Source organism: Bacillus sp. 05T21, from assembly GCF_056396785.1.
The window spans coordinates 192078-210374 of the sequence record NZ_JBFTMD010000006.1 but is presented as its reverse complement, the minus strand read 5'-3'; the positions used below and the strand labels follow the sequence as shown (position 1 = coordinate 210374).

At 36.3% G+C, this 18297-nt stretch carries 16 protein-coding genes; 13 read left to right on the top strand and 3 right to left on the bottom strand.

What is annotated here, in order from left to right:
- Positions 1-6: 6 nt before the first annotated feature.
- The gene (locus AC1DKZ_RS14725; RefSeq protein WP_476996523.1) at positions 7-954 is read right to left on the bottom strand and encodes a class I SAM-dependent methyltransferase; all 948 of its coding nucleotides are present in this window, start codon (positions 952-954) and stop codon (positions 7-9) included.
- Between the two features lie 202 nt (positions 955-1156).
- Here AC1DKZ_RS14725 and hutP point away from each other — a divergent pair, with 202 nt between their 5' ends.
- The 11 genes from hutP (at position 1157) to AC1DKZ_RS14670 (ending at position 14259) form a co-directional block, all read left to right on the top strand.
- Positions 1157-1597 (top strand): hut operon transcriptional regulator HutP, encoded by a 441-nt coding sequence (hutP, locus tag AC1DKZ_RS14720; protein WP_000926519.1) that lies wholly within the window; start codon positions 1157-1159, stop codon positions 1595-1597.
- A gap of 102 nt (positions 1598-1699) precedes the next feature.
- Complete coding sequence (gene hutH / locus AC1DKZ_RS14715; protein ID WP_063219752.1) at positions 1700-3217, top strand: histidine ammonia-lyase; 1518 nt, start codon at positions 1700-1702, stop codon at positions 3215-3217.
- A 23-nt stretch (positions 3218-3240) separates the two neighbouring features.
- Positions 3241-4899: a urocanate hydratase gene (gene hutU, locus AC1DKZ_RS14710; RefSeq protein WP_002033512.1), complete on the top strand. Its 1659-nt coding sequence runs from the start codon at positions 3241-3243 to the stop codon at positions 4897-4899.
- A 12-nt stretch (positions 4900-4911) separates the two neighbouring features.
- Positions 4912-6183, top strand: coding sequence for an imidazolonepropionase (gene hutI / locus AC1DKZ_RS14705; RefSeq protein ID WP_000887529.1), 1272 nt, complete (start codon positions 4912-4914; stop codon positions 6181-6183).
- Positions 6162-7133: a formimidoylglutamase gene (gene hutG / locus AC1DKZ_RS14700; protein WP_476996522.1), complete on the top strand. Its 972-nt coding sequence runs from the start codon at positions 6162-6164 to the stop codon at positions 7131-7133. The genes hutI and hutG overlap by 22 nt, the downstream gene beginning before the upstream one ends.
- Positions 7134-7425: 292 nt before the next feature.
- Positions 7426-7887, top strand: coding sequence for a CarD family transcriptional regulator (locus AC1DKZ_RS14695; RefSeq protein ID WP_170935206.1), 462 nt, complete (start codon positions 7426-7428; stop codon positions 7885-7887).
- A gap of 601 nt (positions 7888-8488) precedes the next feature.
- On the top strand, positions 8489-9616 hold the full coding sequence (locus tag AC1DKZ_RS14690) for an alkene reductase (protein WP_404443956.1): 1128 nt from the start codon (positions 8489-8491) through the stop codon (positions 9614-9616).
- Positions 9617-9687: 71 nt separating this feature from the next.
- On the top strand, positions 9688-11262 hold the full coding sequence (locus tag AC1DKZ_RS14685) for a glutamate synthase-related protein (RefSeq protein WP_476996521.1): 1575 nt from the start codon (positions 9688-9690) through the stop codon (positions 11260-11262).
- A gap of 484 nt (positions 11263-11746) precedes the next feature.
- Positions 11747-12685, top strand: coding sequence for a ring-cleaving dioxygenase (locus AC1DKZ_RS14680; protein ID WP_476996520.1), 939 nt, complete (start codon positions 11747-11749; stop codon positions 12683-12685).
- A 27-nt stretch (positions 12686-12712) separates the two neighbouring features.
- Positions 12713-13327, top strand: coding sequence for an alpha/beta hydrolase (locus AC1DKZ_RS14675; RefSeq protein WP_002087830.1), 615 nt, complete (start codon positions 12713-12715; stop codon positions 13325-13327).
- Positions 13328-13464: 137 nt separating this feature from the next.
- The gene (locus AC1DKZ_RS14670; protein ID WP_476996519.1) at positions 13465-14259 is read left to right on the top strand and encodes a phosphotransferase; all 795 of its coding nucleotides are present in this window, start codon (positions 13465-13467) and stop codon (positions 14257-14259) included.
- 114 nt (positions 14260-14373) lie between these two features.
- On the opposite strand, the gene AC1DKZ_RS14665 is transcribed toward AC1DKZ_RS14670, so the two are convergent.
- Positions 14374-15906, bottom strand: coding sequence for a BA3702 family sensor histidine kinase (locus AC1DKZ_RS14665; protein ID WP_476996518.1), 1533 nt, complete (start codon positions 15904-15906; stop codon positions 14374-14376).
- Between the two features lie 236 nt (positions 15907-16142).
- Between AC1DKZ_RS14665 and AC1DKZ_RS14660 the strand changes: the two genes are divergently transcribed.
- Positions 16143-16514, top strand: coding sequence for a VOC family protein (locus tag AC1DKZ_RS14660; RefSeq protein ID WP_242310463.1), 372 nt, complete (start codon positions 16143-16145; stop codon positions 16512-16514).
- A 20-nt stretch (positions 16515-16534) separates the two neighbouring features.
- On the opposite strand, the gene AC1DKZ_RS14655 is transcribed toward AC1DKZ_RS14660, so the two are convergent.
- Positions 16535-17344: a YitT family protein gene (locus AC1DKZ_RS14655; RefSeq protein WP_219303314.1), complete on the bottom strand. Its 810-nt coding sequence runs from the start codon at positions 17342-17344 to the stop codon at positions 16535-16537.
- A gap of 143 nt (positions 17345-17487) precedes the next feature.
- Here AC1DKZ_RS14655 and AC1DKZ_RS14650 point away from each other — a divergent pair, with 143 nt between their 5' ends.
- On the top strand, positions 17488-18291 hold the full coding sequence (locus AC1DKZ_RS14650; RefSeq protein WP_427327467.1) for a protein phosphatase 2C domain-containing protein: 804 nt from the start codon (positions 17488-17490) through the stop codon (positions 18289-18291).
- Positions 18292-18297: the final 6 nt, after the last annotated feature.

The window sequence follows — 18297 nt, the reverse complement described above, 5'->3', positions numbered from 1 at the left end:
CGAATGCTAGCTCTTTTCTTTTTTACATCGATAAATCACTAACGTTTTCGGATCGCGCCATACACCGTTGTGAAGTGATAAATCATTTTCTATTTCTTCTTTTAGCCATTCCTTCATTTCGGTGTGAAGGGACATATTATCAGGTATATTCAGCGACGGGAACATGCTAGAAATATAGTTAACGATTGGAGTGGCATGATGAAAAACGAGTGCATTATGAATAATTGTTTCTTCAACAGTTGAAAAAATAGATTGTAGTATCTCTTTACCATTTTCTAAACAAAATGGAGCTACAGCTGGTGATGTTTTCGGTAAGTCAAATGCGTCTAGCATACTGTTACACATTTCAACTATACGAGGCATTGAAACTTTAGAATTTGTTGTAGCTAAAAGTGAGCCACCGGGACGAATTACTTTATGGAATCCTTGAATTGTTTTTTCGACATCTTTCATGTGGTATAACATATGCCTTGCGATTATCAGGTCATAACAATTAGCTTCGAAAGGAAGTTTACTAGCATCACCGAGTTTCCATTCAATCGTATTATTCGTTATAGCGGCTTCAGAAATCATGGTTTTCGATTGATCAAAGCCGGTTAACTGGCCTTTATGACCATTAGTTTGCAAAAGGGAAAGAAATTTTCCGTTAGCACACCCGACCTCTAATATTTTTTCTTCCCCTTGGAGTTGTAAATGTTCAATGACGACTTCATCTACATTCACTTGTTTTTCTTCGTAATGTTTATGCGTATCGATACGTGTTTGTAAATGGTCACTAACGTTGTATTGACGTTTTACATCATTCATTTTTTCACATTCCACCTTTATGCAAAATTGCTGAATCGCATGTGTTAATACGTCTGTTTTATTTAAACCTTCGTAATGGAGTACGTCTTCAAACCTTGTAAGTAATTTTTCTTCAATCCGAAAATGAATATCTTTTCGCTTCGCCACTGAAATTTCGCCCCTTTGTATCTGTTAGTGAGACTATAGCACGCCTGAAAAAAATCTGTAAATAAATTGTGTACACAAGTACAAGTATGAGAGGGATAAAAAATTGCTTGAATAATATTTTAAACTATTGACGATTTAACCGTTTTCATATATTCTTAAATTAAGTAATATTCAAATAATTCAAAAGAAATGAGAGAGTCACATGCTTCTTCAAGGAACACATCGAATTGGTCGTATGGCCATGCTGTTGGCACTTGCGGATGAGAATGAAAGTCCCGTATTATCTATTCCGAAAGGTTGGAAATATTGTACTGGGAAAGTTGGTTCTATGAATTCGCAAAAAGTAGTAGCAGCAATGGAAACAGCGGCTAAGAGCAACCGAGTTATTGAAACAGATGTTTACAGAGAAACACATGCACTTTATCATGCAATTATGGAAGCTTTGTACGGAGTGACGAGAGGTCAAATTCAGTTAGCAGACGTTCTTCGTACAGTAGGACTTCGCTTTGCGATTGTGCGCGGTACACCATACGACGGAAAAAAAGAAGGCGAATGGGTTGCTGTTGCGCTTTATGGAACAATTGGTGCACCTGTAAAAGGATCTGAGCATGAGGCGATTGGTTTAGGAATTAATCACATATGATTTGCCCATAGTCTATTAGTTAGAAGGGGGCCTTATTTTTTAGGACAGGAGTCTGTCTTAAAAAGATAAGGTCCCCTTTTGCCTTTATAAGGAGGAAAAAGAATGATTACGTTAACAGGACACACATTGACAGTTGAAGAAATGAAGAGGTTGTTACTTGAAGGTGAAGGTGTAACAGCTTGTCCAAATAGTATGCAACAGGTAGCAGAGTGCCGCGAAGTAGTTGAGAAAATCGTAGAGGACGGAAAAGTCGTTTACGGTATTACAACTGGATTTGGAAAGTTTAGTGATGTGCTTATTCAAAAAGATGATGTAAAAGCACTTCAGCACAACTTAATTCAGTCACATGCGTGCGGAATAGGCGATCCATTCCCTGAAGAAGTATCACGCGGTATGTTGATTTTACGAGCTAATACGATGTTAAAAGGAGTATCGGGTGTTAGACCACTTGTTGTAAACATGCTTCTTGAGTTTGTAAATCGTAAAATTCATCCAGTCGTTCCGCAACAAGGATCACTTGGTGCGAGTGGCGATTTAGCACCTTTATCTCACCTTGCTCTCGTTTTATTAGGTGAAGGTGAAGTGTTCTACAAAGGAAAACGAGTTCATGCGATGGTTGCTCTTACAGAAGAAGGACTTGAACCTATTGAACTTGAAGCAAAAGAAGGTCTTGCGTTAATCAATGGTACGCAGGCAATGACAGCGCAAGGGGTTCTTTCTTATATAGAAGCTGAAGCAAGTGCTTATCAATCAGAATTAATTGCATCGATGACAATGGAAGGATTACGCGGCATTATTGATGCATTCGATGAAAATGTTCATAAAGCGCGTGGTTATAAAGAGCAAGTCGAAGTGGCAAGCAGAATTCGTGATATTCTTCATGATAGTAAACTTGTGACAAAACAAGGAGAACTTCGTGTACAAGATGCATATTCACTTCGTTGTATCCCGCAAGTTCACGGTGCTTCTTGGCAAGTTTTAAATTATGTGAAAGAAAAATTAGAAATTGAAATGAATGCAGCAACAGATAATCCACTTATTTTTGATGGCGGTGAAAAAGTAATCTCTGGTGGTAATTTCCACGGACAACCAATTGCATTTGCAATGGACTTCTTAAAAGTAGGGATGGCGGAGCTTGCAAATATTTCAGAGCGCCGTATTGAACGCCTAGTAAATCCGCAATTAAATGACTTACCACCATTTTTAAGTCCAGAACCAGGACTTCAATCAGGTGCCATGATTATGCAATATGCAGCGGCTTCACTCGTTTCAGAAAATAAAACGTTAGCTCATCCAGCGAGTGTAGATTCAATTCCGTCTTCAGCTAACCAAGAAGATCACGTAAGTATGGGAACAATCGCTTCACGTCATGCGCATCAAATTATTCAAAATGCAAGACGCGTTCTTGCAATTGAGATGATCTGTGCGATGCAAGCAGCAGAATATCGCGGAATTGAAAACATGAGTACAGTTACAAAAACGTTCTATCATCAAGGTCGTCAGCAAGTGCCATCTATTACAAATGACCGTATATTCTCAACGGATATTGAAAATATCGCGCATTGGTTAAAAACGAATTATTCAATAAAGGAAAGATTGGATGTAAATGCAGCACTATAAAACGAGAAAAGGGAGAGATTGAAATGGAAAAAGTACAACAAACAATTCGTGCGGCAAGAGGTACTGAGTTACAAACGAAAGGATGGGTTCAAGAAGCTGCACTTCGAATGTTAATGAACAATTTAGACCCTGAAGTAGCTGAAAAACCAGAAGAATTAGTTGTATACGGCGGAATTGGCCGTGCAGCTCGTAACTGGGAAAGCTACCATGCAATTGTTGATTCATTAAAAACGTTAGAAAACGATGAAACGTTACTTGTTCAATCAGGAAAACCAGTTGCAATTTTTAAATCACATGAAGATGCGCCTCGCGTTCTTTTAGCGAACTCAAACTTAGTACCGAAGTGGGCGAACTGGGATCACTTCCGTGAATTAGAGAAAAAAGGTCTTATGATGTACGGACAAATGACAGCGGGTAGCTGGATTTACATTGGGACACAAGGGATTTTACAAGGAACATATGAAACATTTGGTGAAGCGGCACGTCAACATTTCGATGGTTCATTAAAAGGTACTGTAACGATTACTGCTGGTTTAGGTGGCATGGGTGGCGCACAACCGCTTGCTGTAACGATGAACGGCGGTGTTGTAATTGCTATTGATGTAGATAAGCGTAGTATCGATCGTCGTATTGAAAAGAGATATTGTGATAAGTATACAGAATCATTAGAAGAAGCATTGGCTATTGCAAACGAATATAAAGAGAAGAAAGAGCCTATTTCAATTGGATTATTAGGTAATGCAGCAGAAATTTTACCTGAGTTAGTAAACCGTAATATTATCCCTGACTTAGTTACGGATCAAACTTCTGCCCATGATCCATTAAACGGTTATATTCCAGTAGGTTACACAGTAGAAGAAGCAGCGAAGCTTCGTGAAGAAGATCCAGAACGTTACGTACAATTATCAAAAGAAAGTATGAAAAAACATGTAGAAGCAATGCTTGCAATGCAAGAAAAAGGCGCGATTACATTTGATTACGGAAATAACATTCGCCAAGTTGCTTTCGATGAAGGATTAAAAAATGCTTTCGATTTCCCGGGATTCGTTCCAGCATTTATCCGTCCATTATTCTGTGAAGGAAAAGGACCATTCCGCTGGGTAGCACTTTCTGGTGATCCAGAAGATATTTATAAAACAGACGAAGTTATTTTACGCGAGTTCGCGGATAATGAGCATTTATGTAATTGGATTCGTATGGCACGTCAGCAAGTTGAGTTCCAAGGTCTTCCATCACGTATTTGTTGGCTTGGTTATGGCGAGCGTGCGAAATTTGGCCGCATTATTAATGAAATGGTGGCTAATGGTGAATTATCAGCACCGATCGTTATCGGCCGTGACCATTTAGATTGTGGATCAGTAGCATCTCCAAACCGTGAAACAGAATCTATGAAAGACGGTAGTGATGCAGTAGCAGACTGGCCAATTTTAAATGCATTAATTAACAGTGTAAACGGTGCAAGCTGGGTGTCTGTTCATCACGGTGGTGGCGTTGGTATGGGTTATTCACTTCACGCTGGAATGGTTATCGTTGCAGATGGAACAGAAGCAGCGGCAAAACGTATTGAACGCGTATTAACTTCTGACCCTGGTATGGGTGTTGTTCGTCACGTTGATGCTGGCTATGACTTAGCGGTTCAAACTGCGAAAGAAAAAGGCGTTAACATCCCAATGATGAAATAAGGAGGCAGAAACATGCTGGATACTTTACTAATAAATATCGGTCAATTACTAACAATGGATCAAGAAGATGGCTTGTTAAGACGGGAAGCGATGAATACGCTTCCTGTTATTGAAAATGGTGCGGTTGGAATTGAAAATGGTGTAATTACTTTTGTTGGAACAGCGGAAGAAGCTAAAGGATTACAAGCGAAAGAGGTTATTGATTGCGGCGGGAAAATGGTGTCTCCTGGTCTTGTTGATCCGCATACTCATCTTGTATTTGGTGGATCTCGTGAAAATGAAATCGCGCTAAAACTACAAGGAGTTCCGTACTTGGAAATTTTAGAACAAGGTGGAGGTATTCTTTCAACTGTAAATGCAACGAAACAAGCGTCGAAAGAAGAACTTGTTCAAAAAGCTAAATTCCATTTAGACCGTATGCTATCTTTCGGAGTTACAACTGTAGAAGCGAAGAGTGGTTACGGATTGGATGATGAGACAGAATGGAAACAATTAGAGGCAACTGCACAATTACAAAAAGAGCATCCAATTGATTTAGTTTCAACATTTTTAGGTGCTCATGCAGTTCCGAAAGAGTATAAAGGAAGATCGAAAGAATTTTTACAATGGATGCTAGATCTATTACCAGAAATGAAAGAGAAGCAATTAGCTGAGTTCGTTGATATTTTCTGTGAAACAGGTGTGTTCTCTGTAGAAGAATCAAAAGAATTTTTATTAAAAGCGAAAGAGCTTGGCTTTGATGTGAAAATTCATGCAGATGAAATCGACCCTCTTGGTGGTGCGGAAGCAGCGGCTGAAATTGGTGCAGCATCAGCGGACCATTTAGTTGGCGCTTCTGATAAAGGAATTGAAATGCTTGCGAATTCTAATACAGTAGCAACTTTATTACCAGGAACAACTTTCTATTTAAATAAAGAAAGCTTCGCACGCGGCCGCAAAATGATTGATGAAGGTGTTGCAGTTGCTTTAGCTACAGATTTTAACCCAGGTAGCTGTCCAACTGAAAACATTCAGCTTATTATGAGCATTGCGATGCTGAAACTGAAAATGACACCAGAAGAAGTTTGGAATGCGGTAACAGTGAACTCATCTTATGCCATTAATCGAGGCGATGTAGCTGGGAAAATTAGAGTTGGTCGTAAGGCGGATTTAGTTTTATGGGATGCTTATAATTACGCTTACGTACCGTACCATTACGGCGTAAGTCATGTAAATACAGTATGGAAGAATGGGAATATCGCATATACAAGAGGTGAACAATCGTGGAGCACGGCCACTATTTAAAGAAAAATGCAAAGTTTATCGATCGGGAAGTGACGAAATGGAGCGAAATGATTAAAGATTGGGAGGAAGGCGTAGAAATATTCGGTGCTGCCTTAATTGGAGCACCCCTTTCTAAACCATCTATTAGTCATTCAGGAGCATGTTTTGCACCAAAAACAATTCGTTCAATGTTGGATGCATATAGCACGTACGCAATTACAGAAGAACACGATATGAAAGAAAGTGTTCTTCATGATTGTGGTGATATTACGATGCATGTGACAGATATAAAAGAGAGTCATAACCGAATTGCGAAAACAGTTGGTCACTTGACGAAAGTAAATCCGAAAATGATACCAATCGTTCTTGGTGGTGACCACTCGATTAGTTTTCCGAGTATAACTGGTTTTGCAAATAGTAAAGGGAAGGTCGGTATTATTCAATTTGATGCCCATCATGATTTACGTAATTTAGATGATGGTGGTCCATCAAATGGTACACCGTTCCGTAGTTTGCTAGAAAATGATGTGATTACAGGAAAACAACTCGTTCAAATTGGGATTCGTAATTTTTCAAATGCACAAGCGTACCATGAATATGCAAAAGAGCATGGCGTGACAGTGTATACAATGAAAGATGTAAGAGAGCGAAAAATAAAAGATCTTATTTCAGAAAGTATTGAAGTATTAAGAAAACAAGATGTGACTTCTATTTATATTTCTCTTGATATGGACGTACTAGACCAAGCGTTTGCGCCAGGCTGTCCAGCAATTGGCCCTGGTGGGATGGATAGTACAACTTTACTTGATGCAATTGAATTCCTTGGTAAAGAGCCACTCGTTCAAGGGATGGATATAGTAGAAATTGATCCAACTCTTGATTTTAGGGATATGACGAGTAGAGTAGCTGCGCAAGTGATTATGAGTTTTCTTTTAGCGCGAGAAACGATTTGTAAACAGGTTAGTATATAAGCGAAGGATCGTGTGTGAAGTTTTGAAGCAACCGTTTTTGTCATTATATAAAAATACATCGCTACTTATATGTAGTGATGTGTTTTTTTTGTTTTACAAGGTATATAAAATTGGAGAAAATGGGTGTGGAAATGTAACAAAATCGCGGGTTTTTTAGTGTTTCTGTACAGATTGAATTTTTATGTGTAAATAAATTGACATAGAAAATAATTTTGTGATATTATAAAAATTTTGCTAAAAAAATAAATGTGTGTTAAGATTGAGAAGGTTACCATATATGGAGGTGGATTATTTGTTTCAAATTGGCGATAACATCGTTTATCCAATGCACGGAGCAGGTATAATTAAAGCCATAGAAGAAAAGGAAATCTCAGGAGAAAAAAGACAGTATTATGTTATAAAAATGTCGGCTAGTAATATGGAAGTAATGATTCCTATGGGGAAAATATTGAGTTCAAATATACGACCAGTTACAGATATAAAGGCATTAACAAACATAATAGATATTTTTCAGCATGGGGAATCAGATAGATTACTTACGTGGAAACAAAGGTATAAATTGAACACTGATAAAATAAAAACGGGTAAAATACAAGAAGGTGCTGAAGTTGTACGTGATTTATTACGTATGCAGAAAGAAAAAGCACTTAATGCAAGCGAAAAGAAAATGTTAGATAACGCACATGAATTTTTGATTAGTGAGCTGGGATTAATTGAAGGTATCACAGAAAATCAAATAAAAAGCTTTTGTTAAGATTCATTGTAGATAATGTATTACATCCCAAAAAAGATCTTGAATTTTTTGGGAATATAATTATAGAAAATCAATCATTTCAAAGACATTCAACTCTTTCAAACCACTTTTAGAGCATTAACCTCTTTTGTTATTACTACAATTTAATCCATTTTTATTTTTTAATTTCTTTTACGAATGTTCGAAGTTTAATTAAATAACTCGATAAAATAGTTACTTGATTTTTGCAATCCTGATTCACACTGGCACGGACGAGGAGCCGTAAGGATGAAAGAGAGGTAGGGCTTTCATTGTTTTAGGTATATAAGTTATTATTTTTAGAAGAATACTGAACCACTCCCACTTCTATTGTTAAGAGATTTTCCATATGTGAGGAGATAATAATTGTTTATTTTCTTTATTTAAAAGAGATAAACGAATTGTTAGCCTTATATGGTCAACTAAAAAAGGTTTCCTACTTAGGAAACCTTTTTAATTTTTGTTTTTATCATTCTATTTGTTTAATATTCGAATCTTTAATGGTAAAGACGTATAAATTGACGTTACTATCTAAAAGTAAGTATGATGCGATTATAGTTAGATTTTTTTAGGGGGAAGAAAAATGACAAGTTCAAATAATAAAGCGGCAAGTATTTATGAAGGAACAAATATAAACGCTTGGGGGTCTTTTGAAAATATTGAAGAAACGAAGTTATTTCATCCGATTCAAATTGGATCTTGGTCTCTTCGTAATCGCATAGCGATGGCACCGATGACGAGATGTTTTGCAAATAATGAGACTGGAGTCGTTGGTGCTGACGTAGTCGAATATTACCGAAAACGTGCTGCTGATGGGATTGGATTAATTATTACAGAAGGAATTGTCATTAGCCCGAGAGCAAAAGGGAATCCAGGAGTACCAGGTATTTATACACAAGCGCAAGTCGATTCTTGGAAACCTGTTACAGAGGCAGTACATAAAGAAGGCGGAACGATTATTGCTCAAATATGGCATGTTGGACGTATGAGTCATCACGAAATAATTGGTGATCAAATGCCGCAAGCACCTTCTGCTATTGCTGCGGAGGGGAATGTTCCGCGTTTTCGTAAACCATTTGATACACCAGAAGCAATGACAATAGAAGAAATAAAAGAAGTTATCGGTCAATATGCACAAGCCGCAAAGAATGCGATAGAAGCTGGATTTGATGGTGTAGAAATTCACGGTGCACACGGATATTTAATTGACCAATTTACTTATGAATTTGCGAATAAGCGTACTGATAAATACGGCGGTGATTTAAAACAAAGGTTAACGTTTATGAAAGAAGTTGTTCAGGCTGTAATTGAAGCAGTTGGAGCTGATAAAACGCTTCTTCGCTTCTCTGCCTTTAAAGGTGATAATCCTACTTATATGTGGGAACATCCTGAACTTGCAATTGAAACGTTTGTAAATATGTTTAAAGAAGTTGGATTAACGATGATTCACCCTTCAACGATGAATTATACGCAAGTTATTGCTGACGGCAAGAATTTTCATCAATTAGTAAGAAAGTATTGGGATAGTACTATCGTAGGAGTAGGTAATTTGAATCCGAAAGAGGCAGAAGAAGCACTGCAAGAAGGAACAATTGATGTAGCGGCGTTCGGAAGACCATTAATCGCTAATCCAGATTTTGTTCAGCGAATTAAAAATGCTGAAAGTTTGGTTGAATATGACGCGAAAGAGCATCTTGCTACGTTAGTGTGAATAAGGATAAAAAGAGAACACATGGAGTGTTCTCTTTTTATTATGGAATTTCATATATAGGGGGAAGCGGAATGAGTGAAGCGCTACTCATTATTATTAGTATATTGCTCTTTTTGATGCTACTTTTAATTGTCTTTTTTATCATTACATTTTTTATTAAAAAACGGACGCATCATTCTATATTAAAACTACATCCATACTTAGGTAGAATGCGCTATTTGCTCGAAAAAATAGGCCCGGAATTTCGGCAATATTGGTTTGATCATGATACTGACGGAAAGCCCTTTTCGCGCTACGATTTTCAAAGTGTTATGTTTCTAGCAAAATACCGTTCTGAAATACTTGGTTTTGGATCAAAACGAGATTTTGAGGAATCTGGCTATTATATTGCTAATACATTATTCCCCACATTAACAGATGAATTAAGTGTGAATCTCACGCAAGAACGTGAGGGGAAAAAATATATGATTCATAAAGAAGGGTTATTTTCAAGAAGAGAAAAATTGACAGCGGATACAACAAACCTTTGGTTGTATGAAGAAGAAGATGCAATTATAGTCGGCGAAAATCGTAAATATCCATGGAAACTGTATGGGATGTTTGGAGCGTCAGCGACATCTTACGGTGCGATTGGAGAAAATTATATTTTATCAGCTGGGTTTGGTGCAAAAATGGCAGGTGGTTCGTGGATTAATACTGGGGAAGGGGGCGTCATTCCAGAACATTTACATACGGGTGCAAATATCGTTGCCCAAATTGGTCCGGGATTATTTGGATACCGTGACGAGGACGGGGATTTTTCGATGAAGGAATTTATGGAGAAGGCGAAAGAAAGTAATATTAAAGCGTTTGAATTGAAATTTGGGCAAGGAGCAAAAATACGTGGTGGTCATTTAGAAGGACAGAAGGTAAATGAGAAAATCGCTTCCGTTCGGAAAGTACGAGAAGGAGAAACGATTAATTCGCCAAATCGTTTTTCATTTATTAGTAGTGCCGCAGAGGCTTTATATTTTATTCAAGATTTACAAGAAAACGGTGGTAAACCAGTGGGCATGAAAATTGTAATTGGTCAACAGAAGCCTTTGGAAGATTTATTAAAAGCAATGAAAGAATTAAACATCTATCCAGATTTTATTACAATCGACGGTTCAGAAGGTGGATCAGGGGCAACATATAAATCGATGGCAGATAGTATGGGGCTTCCGCTTATACCGGCATTACTTACATTTATTGATACAGCAAATCATTACGGTGTCAGGGATAAATTAAAGGTGTTTGCCTCCGGGAAATTAATCACGCCAGATAAAGTAGCGATTGCTTTAGCTATCGGTGCAGATGCCGTAAATTCAGCACGTGGATTCATGATGGCAAGTGGTTGTATTATGGCACTTCAATGTAATTCAGGGCAATGCCCATCTGGGGTTGCAACTACGAATCCACACTACCAAAAAGCATTAGATCCGTATGAGAAAAAATGGCGAGTAATGAACTATGTTATTAGTATGAGATATAGTTTGTTTTCATTAGCGGCAGCAGCAGGGGTAAAGAGCCCGCGCCACTTAACGAGAGAGCATATTGTGTTTAAAGATGAGATGGGGAAAGTAGTTCCACTTTCGGAATTGTTTCCTTCCGTAATTGGGAAGTAAATATGTAGCTGAACAAAAAAAATCAAAAAAGTCATACATTTGTATGGCTTTTTTGGTTATGGGAAAAGTAGAAATTTATTACATGAATGTTCCCGCTTTTCGGTTGCTCTTTTTCAAACAAATTGTTTGATGGAGATGGGTTATCAGAATATTGTTTTTGATAAAAAAATGAAATGATATCCGCATTGACAATAAAAACTAATTAGACTATAATAAATCTCGAATTCAAGATATTTTTTGAAGGATAGTCAAAATCATAAAATCAATATTTAAAATATAATCATAAGAACTGTAGTTTTTTTGTGAAATATCTCGAATTCGAGATATTTTTTGAACTAAATGAAATGTGTTAGTTTTTTAGAGAAATACCTCAATTTTGAAAAAGATAGTATTGCGGATTGAACTTTATCATATGGACAAAATGAATAATGAATTTTAGCGAATAAACGTTTTTTGTAATGAAATAAAAAAAGGGGTGGAGAAAGTGGAAAAGAAAACGATGGGAATTCATCACATTACAGCAATCGTAGGACACCCACAAGAAAATGTAGATTTTTATGCAGGTGTATTAGGATTGCGTTTAGTAAAACAAACAGTGAATTTTGATGATCCAGGTACGTATCATCTTTATTTTGGTAATACAGGAGGAAAGCCTGGAACAATTATTACGTTTTTTCCATGGGCAGGTGCTCGTCAAGGTATTATTGGGGACGGTCAAGTAGGCATTACGTCTTATGTCGTACCAAAAGGTACAATGGAGTTTTGGGAAAATAGATTAGAAAAATTCGACGTACCGTATACAAAAATGACTCGGTTTGGAGAACAGTATATAGAATTTGATGATCCACATGGTTTGCATATAGAATTAGTTGAAAGAGAAGAGGGCGAATTAAATAATTGGACTTTTGGGGAAGTTACGCCAGAAGTAGCAATTAAAGGATTTGGCGGTGCTGTTCTTTTATCTGCACAACCTCAAAAAACTGCTGAATTGTTAGAGCATGTTATGGGTCTTGAGAAAGTAGGAGAAGAGGGAGATTTTATGCGGTTCCGTTCTTCTGCTGATATTGGAAATATTATCGATTTGAGATTATCAACAATTGGACGTGGGCAAATGGGTGTTGGTACAGTTCATCATATTGCTTGGAGAGCGAGTGATGATACTGATCAATTAGACTGGAAAGAGCATGTGTCTCGCTTTGGATATGGTGTAACCCCTGTACAAGACCGAAACTATTTTAACGCAATTTATTTTAGAGAACACGGCGAAATCTTATTTGAAATTGCAACAGACCCTCCTGGTTTTGCCCATGACGAATCTTTAGAGACGATGGGTGAGGAGTTAAAATTACCGGATCGATATGAACAACATAGAAAACAAATTGAACAGACACTCTTACCATTTGAAGTGAGAAATCTAGATTAAAGTGATTGAAAGGGGAAAAGGAATATGATGAAACATGTTTTTCAAAAAGGAAAAGATACGTCAAAACCAGTGTTGTTATTGCTTCATGGTACAGGAGGAAATGAATTAGATTTATTACCGCTTGCAGAAAGAATTGATCGGGAAGCTTCTGTATTAAGTGTTCGTGGAAATGTATTAGAAAATGGGATGCCTCGTTTCTTCCGCCGATTAGCAGAAGGTATTTTTGATGAAGAGGATCTTGTTTTCCGTACGAAGGAATTAAATGAATTTTTAAATGAAGCAGCAAAAACATATGAATTTGATAGAGATAATATCGTAGCTGTTGGGTATTCAAATGGAGCAAATATTGCGGCGAGCTTATTATTCCATTACGAAAATGCATTAAAAGGTGCAGTCCTTCATCACCCAATGGTGCCTAGAAGAGGAATAGAATTACCTAATTTAGCAGAGAAATTCGTATTTATCGCTGCTGGAACAAATGATCCAATTTGTTCACCTTCTGAGTCAGAGGAATTGAAGATGCTATTAGAAAATGTAGATGCTAATGTAACAATGCATTGGGAGAATAGAGGACATCAATTAACGATGAATGAAGTAGAGAAGGCAACAGAATGGTATGAAAAAATATTTTCACATGCATAAATAGTAGACTAAATCGAGTGTAAAATCATAAAGATTTTATACTCGATTTTTTTGTTGCAATTTAAGGGGTTAAAAGAGAATAGGAAAGTTATGTTAAAATATAAAGAAAATGTAGAATAATGGAGGGGAACTATTAGATGTCAAACTACGAAAATGAAGAAATGCTAACGGGAGGGAATGTCTCAAACGTATATCGTTCGGAAGATACTGTTCGACGAGAATTAAAGCAAGGCAGTACCAAAATTCATAAGCTATTAAATCATTTGGAAAACAAAGGTTTTAGTTATGCACCAAAGTTTTTAGGTATTGATGATAAAGATAGAGAAATATTATCATTTATTGAAGGAGAAGCTGGTAATTACCCTTTAAAAGAGTACATGTGGTCTAATGATGTTTTAAAAGAAATAGCGAAGATGCTCCGTCTTTATCATGATGCTGTGAGTGATTTCCCGTTATCAGATGATTGGAAACCGATGGATAATACTCCAAATAAAATAGAGGTTGTATGCCACAATGATTTTGCAATATACAACATTATTTTTAATAACGAAAAACCAGTAGGTATTATTGATTTTGATGTTGCTGGTCCTGGACCAAGACTTTGGGACATAGCCTATACTCTTTACACTTGTGTCCCATTAAGTAGAGTTTATTATATGGAAACAGATGAGGCGGTTTATTATAATTCATTACAGCATGCAGACCGCATAAAGCAAAGAGTTAAATTGTTTTTTGAGTCCTATAAAAGTGATGGCATCGCCGAGGATTATTTGGAGGTGGTACTTCTACGATTAGAAGGATTATGTAAATACATGAAAAGAAAAGCACTAGAAGGCGATATGAACTTCCAAAAGATGATAGATGAAGGGCATCTTGAACATTATGAAAATGATATTCAGTTTATTCGTAAACATGGAAAAGAGTGGATTTAATAAAATAAATCGTATACAAAAATAAAGCTCAGAGTCATATAGGGACTTTGAGCTTTTTAGTGTAGATGTTTTCCACAATAACTGAACTACTTATAATATCTTGTAGATGTATAGTTAAGAGTTTGGTACAGGATGAGCTGTAGCAATCGGTAATTGGATATCGACAGTTGTTCCTATGTTTAATTCACTGGAAATGAATAATTTCCCGTGATGCTCTTGAATGATTTTATAGCACATCATTAAGCCAAGGCCAGTTCCTTTTTCTTTCAAGCTATAAAAAGGTTCGCCAAGACGAGCCATGCGCTCTTCAGGAATCCCACAACCTTCATCCATAATGCGTATTGAAACAAAATCATTTTCTAACGAAGTTGTTTGAATGAAAATGTTACCACCATCAGGCATCGCCTCGATTGCATTTTTTAATATGTTAATCAAAACTTGTTTTAATTGATTACTGTCACATTGAATGTCAGAAATATAATCGAAATGATCCATGATGATATGAACGCTATGCATAATTGCTGTTGGTAAAATAAAAGTTACAACTTCTTCAATTAATGTTTGTACGTTGCATGTATGAATAAATAACACTTGTGGTTTAGACATCGCCATAAATTGGCTTGTTATAGATTCCATTTGTGAAATTTCACTCAACATAACGTCCACATACCATTTATTTTCCTCATTTATTTCTGGATGTAATAACGTTAAAAATCCTTTTAATGAAGTGAGCGGGTTTCTAATTTCATGGGCAATTCCAGCTGTCAGTTGTCCTACTACTGCAAGTTTTTCGGATTTCCGTAATAACTTTTCAGTTTCTTTTAGTTCGGTAACGTCTCTTCCCATCACTATAAGACCTTTGCGTGAGCCATCAGGATGGAAGAGTGGGACTTTTGAAATGCTTAAAACTAGGTCGAAATCATTTCTATGTATAATAAATTCCTCTCCGTGAAGAATTTGTCCTTTTTGCCATGTTAGTTCATCGACTTCTTCACAATGCAAAAAAGATTCGCGGTATGCTTCGTTATATTGAATGAGTTCATTATCTCTTTTTCCATGATAAGGAACGTTATGGAAATTGAAACAAGAAAGCGCATAGTCATTCGCTTCAAGCCAGCGTCCTTCATGGTCCTTAAAAATAACAAATGCAGGCATTGAATTCATTAATGTGCGTAATCGTTTCTCACTCTCTTGTAATACTTTCTCAATTCTTTCTGATTTTTCAAGGGGTTTCATAATGGCGTATACACCTGTTAAACGGTTTTTAACAAAAATAGGAACTAATTTTGTTACGACATCTAGTAAATATCCGTCTTTATGATAAATAGAGACGATATACTCTTTTTGATTGTCAGCTGCAGCATTTTTTATGTATTGTAGCACTTGATCAGAAATATGTGCTTCTAAAATAGAAGTGATTGTTTTCCGCTCTAATTCGTTAGAAGTATAACCTAATATTCTTTCCGCAGAGGGGTTAATATGTAAAATAACTCCTTCTAAATTCAATGAAATAATACTATCAGGGTTATGTTCAAAAAGAGATGCATACATTTCTGCTAAAGAACGATTTTGTATATGGTTTCGCAAGCGCTCCGATACGTTTGGGTGACGCTTTTTTTGAGTAGATGAATGTTTTTTACGACTCATAATATTTCCTCCGTACAACTAGCATCTAAAAAAGATGAATCTAGTACTAACTATAATATAGGTGCAATGTGTATTTCTATAAAAAATGGAAATTATATAATAAATTTTCTTTTTTATTTTTAGTGGAAGGTAAAAAAAGGTAGTAATAAGAGAATCTTATATTGCTTTATTAATATTTTCTAAGTTACATGAATGTATTTTCGTTATAACATTAGAATAGAAGAGGGGGAAGGAATATGAAAAATTATATTCAAGGAATTGATCATGTACAAGTAGCGGCGCCAGTAGGATGTGAAGAAGAAGCACGAGAATTTTATGGTAATAAAATTGGTATGGAGGAAATCCCAAAGCCAGAGGAATTAAAGAAGCGTGGTGGGTGTTGGTTTAAGTGTGGAAATCAAGAGATTCATATCGGAGTTGAGCAAAATTTTAATCCAGCTAAAAAAGCGCATCCAGCTTTTTATGTTTTGAAAATTAATGAATTTAAACAAGGGTTAATAAAGCGAGGTATTGAAGTAATAGATGATCATGCGCGACCAGATGTAATCAGATTTTACGTGTCAGATCCGTTTGGAAATCGAATTGAATTTATGGAAAATAAAAACTAGGTGGAGATCCACCTAGTTTTTTACACTTTTCTAAACAATCCTAATACTTCAACGGTCTCCGTAATATTAACGAATGCATGAGGATCAATTTCCGAAATCGTTAGTTTCATACTTGCTAATTCTTCACGTGAAACGACTGTCATAAGTACACGTTTTTTCTCGTTTGAATAAGCACCTTCACCATCAAGTAACGTAATGCCACGTACTACAGTTGAAAGAAGCTTTTTTTTCATTTCTTCCGCTTGATTTGTTACAATCATAAGTGTAACTTTACGATGTTTTGTATGAACGGCATCAATTACTTTACCAGTTACATAAATTGAAAGTAAGCTTGTAAGGGCAACATCCCAAGTGAAGAAAAATCCTGCAATGACAACAACAACTGTATTTAATGCAATAAGGAATCCACCAAGTTTAATATCTCGCTTGCGAGATAACAACATACCGATAATATCAAAGCCACCAGTTGAACCATGGCAGTTAAAGACAAGACCAATACCAGCGCCGGCGATGACACCGCCAAATACAGATGATAAAAGTGGGTCTGTTGCTACGACTTTTATTGGAACATAGTATAATGCAACAGATAATACAATTACAGAAACAACAGTGTTAAAAATTACTTTTTTTCCAAGACCTATGTATCCTAAAATAAGGATAGGTAAGTTCAATACAAAGTTAATAATACCTGTGTTTACAGGGGTTACAATCCCTAAAATAATAGCAATTCCGCCAATTCCACTACTTAAAATTTTATGGGGGATAAGGAAAAGATTAAAGGCAATTGCGATAATAATAGAACCAAAAATAACACCAAGAAATCTGACCATCTCTTTCCCGTCCTTCACTAAATAATCATATTATTTCAAGATTATATATGAAATTGAAAGTTTTCGGGAAAAACAGTTTATTTCGGAAAATTAGATTAATCTAAATAGTTAGAGTGTTTGATAAATTGGGAGGGGATACAGATATGAAGATAACGACGTATCAACAGAAGAGTCTTTTAAAACAAGAGTGTGAGGATTCATTTTTTTGTAATGAAGATAAAATAATTTACGGTGTATGCGATGGAGCAACACCCTTAGTTCCATTTTGTGATGAAGAAGGACATAATGGAGCATACATCGCTTCACATTTATTTGCAAGTCATTTTACTTCGCTACGAGAGATCAATAGTTTACAAGATGAAGTTGCAAAGGCGAATGAATTATTGCAAAACAAGATGCTAGAGTACAAGGTTGATACGAGAAAAAAAGACCATCTGTGGTGTACATGTATTGCAGCAGTTCAAATAGAAGGCGATAAACTTGAATATGCACAATTAGGTGATTGTATGATCGTTGCAATACTTCAGGATGGAGCGATAAGAGTATTAACGAAAGATACAGTTAAGGGAATTAGTAAACGCGCAAAAAAGAAGAGAGAAGAGGATCGTAAAAAAGGATTACCAGTCCCGGAAGAACATGTTTTTCAAGATGTTCGGGAGCAGCTGAAATACAACCGCTATCTTGCGAATGTGCCACACGGTTACGCAGTTGCAAATGGGATGAAAGAAGCGATGACTTATTTACAACATGGAGAATTACATGTAGCTGATGTAAGTGGGATCTTTATTTGTTCGGACGGATTGTTCCATCCGGAGTGGTCGTTAGAACAAATTGTGATATATATAAGAAAGAATAGTATAAAAGAATATGTAGCAATCATTGAAAGGCTAGAAGGAGAAAATAGAATAAGACCAGATGATAAAACAATTATTATAATTGATTTTTAAGGGGAG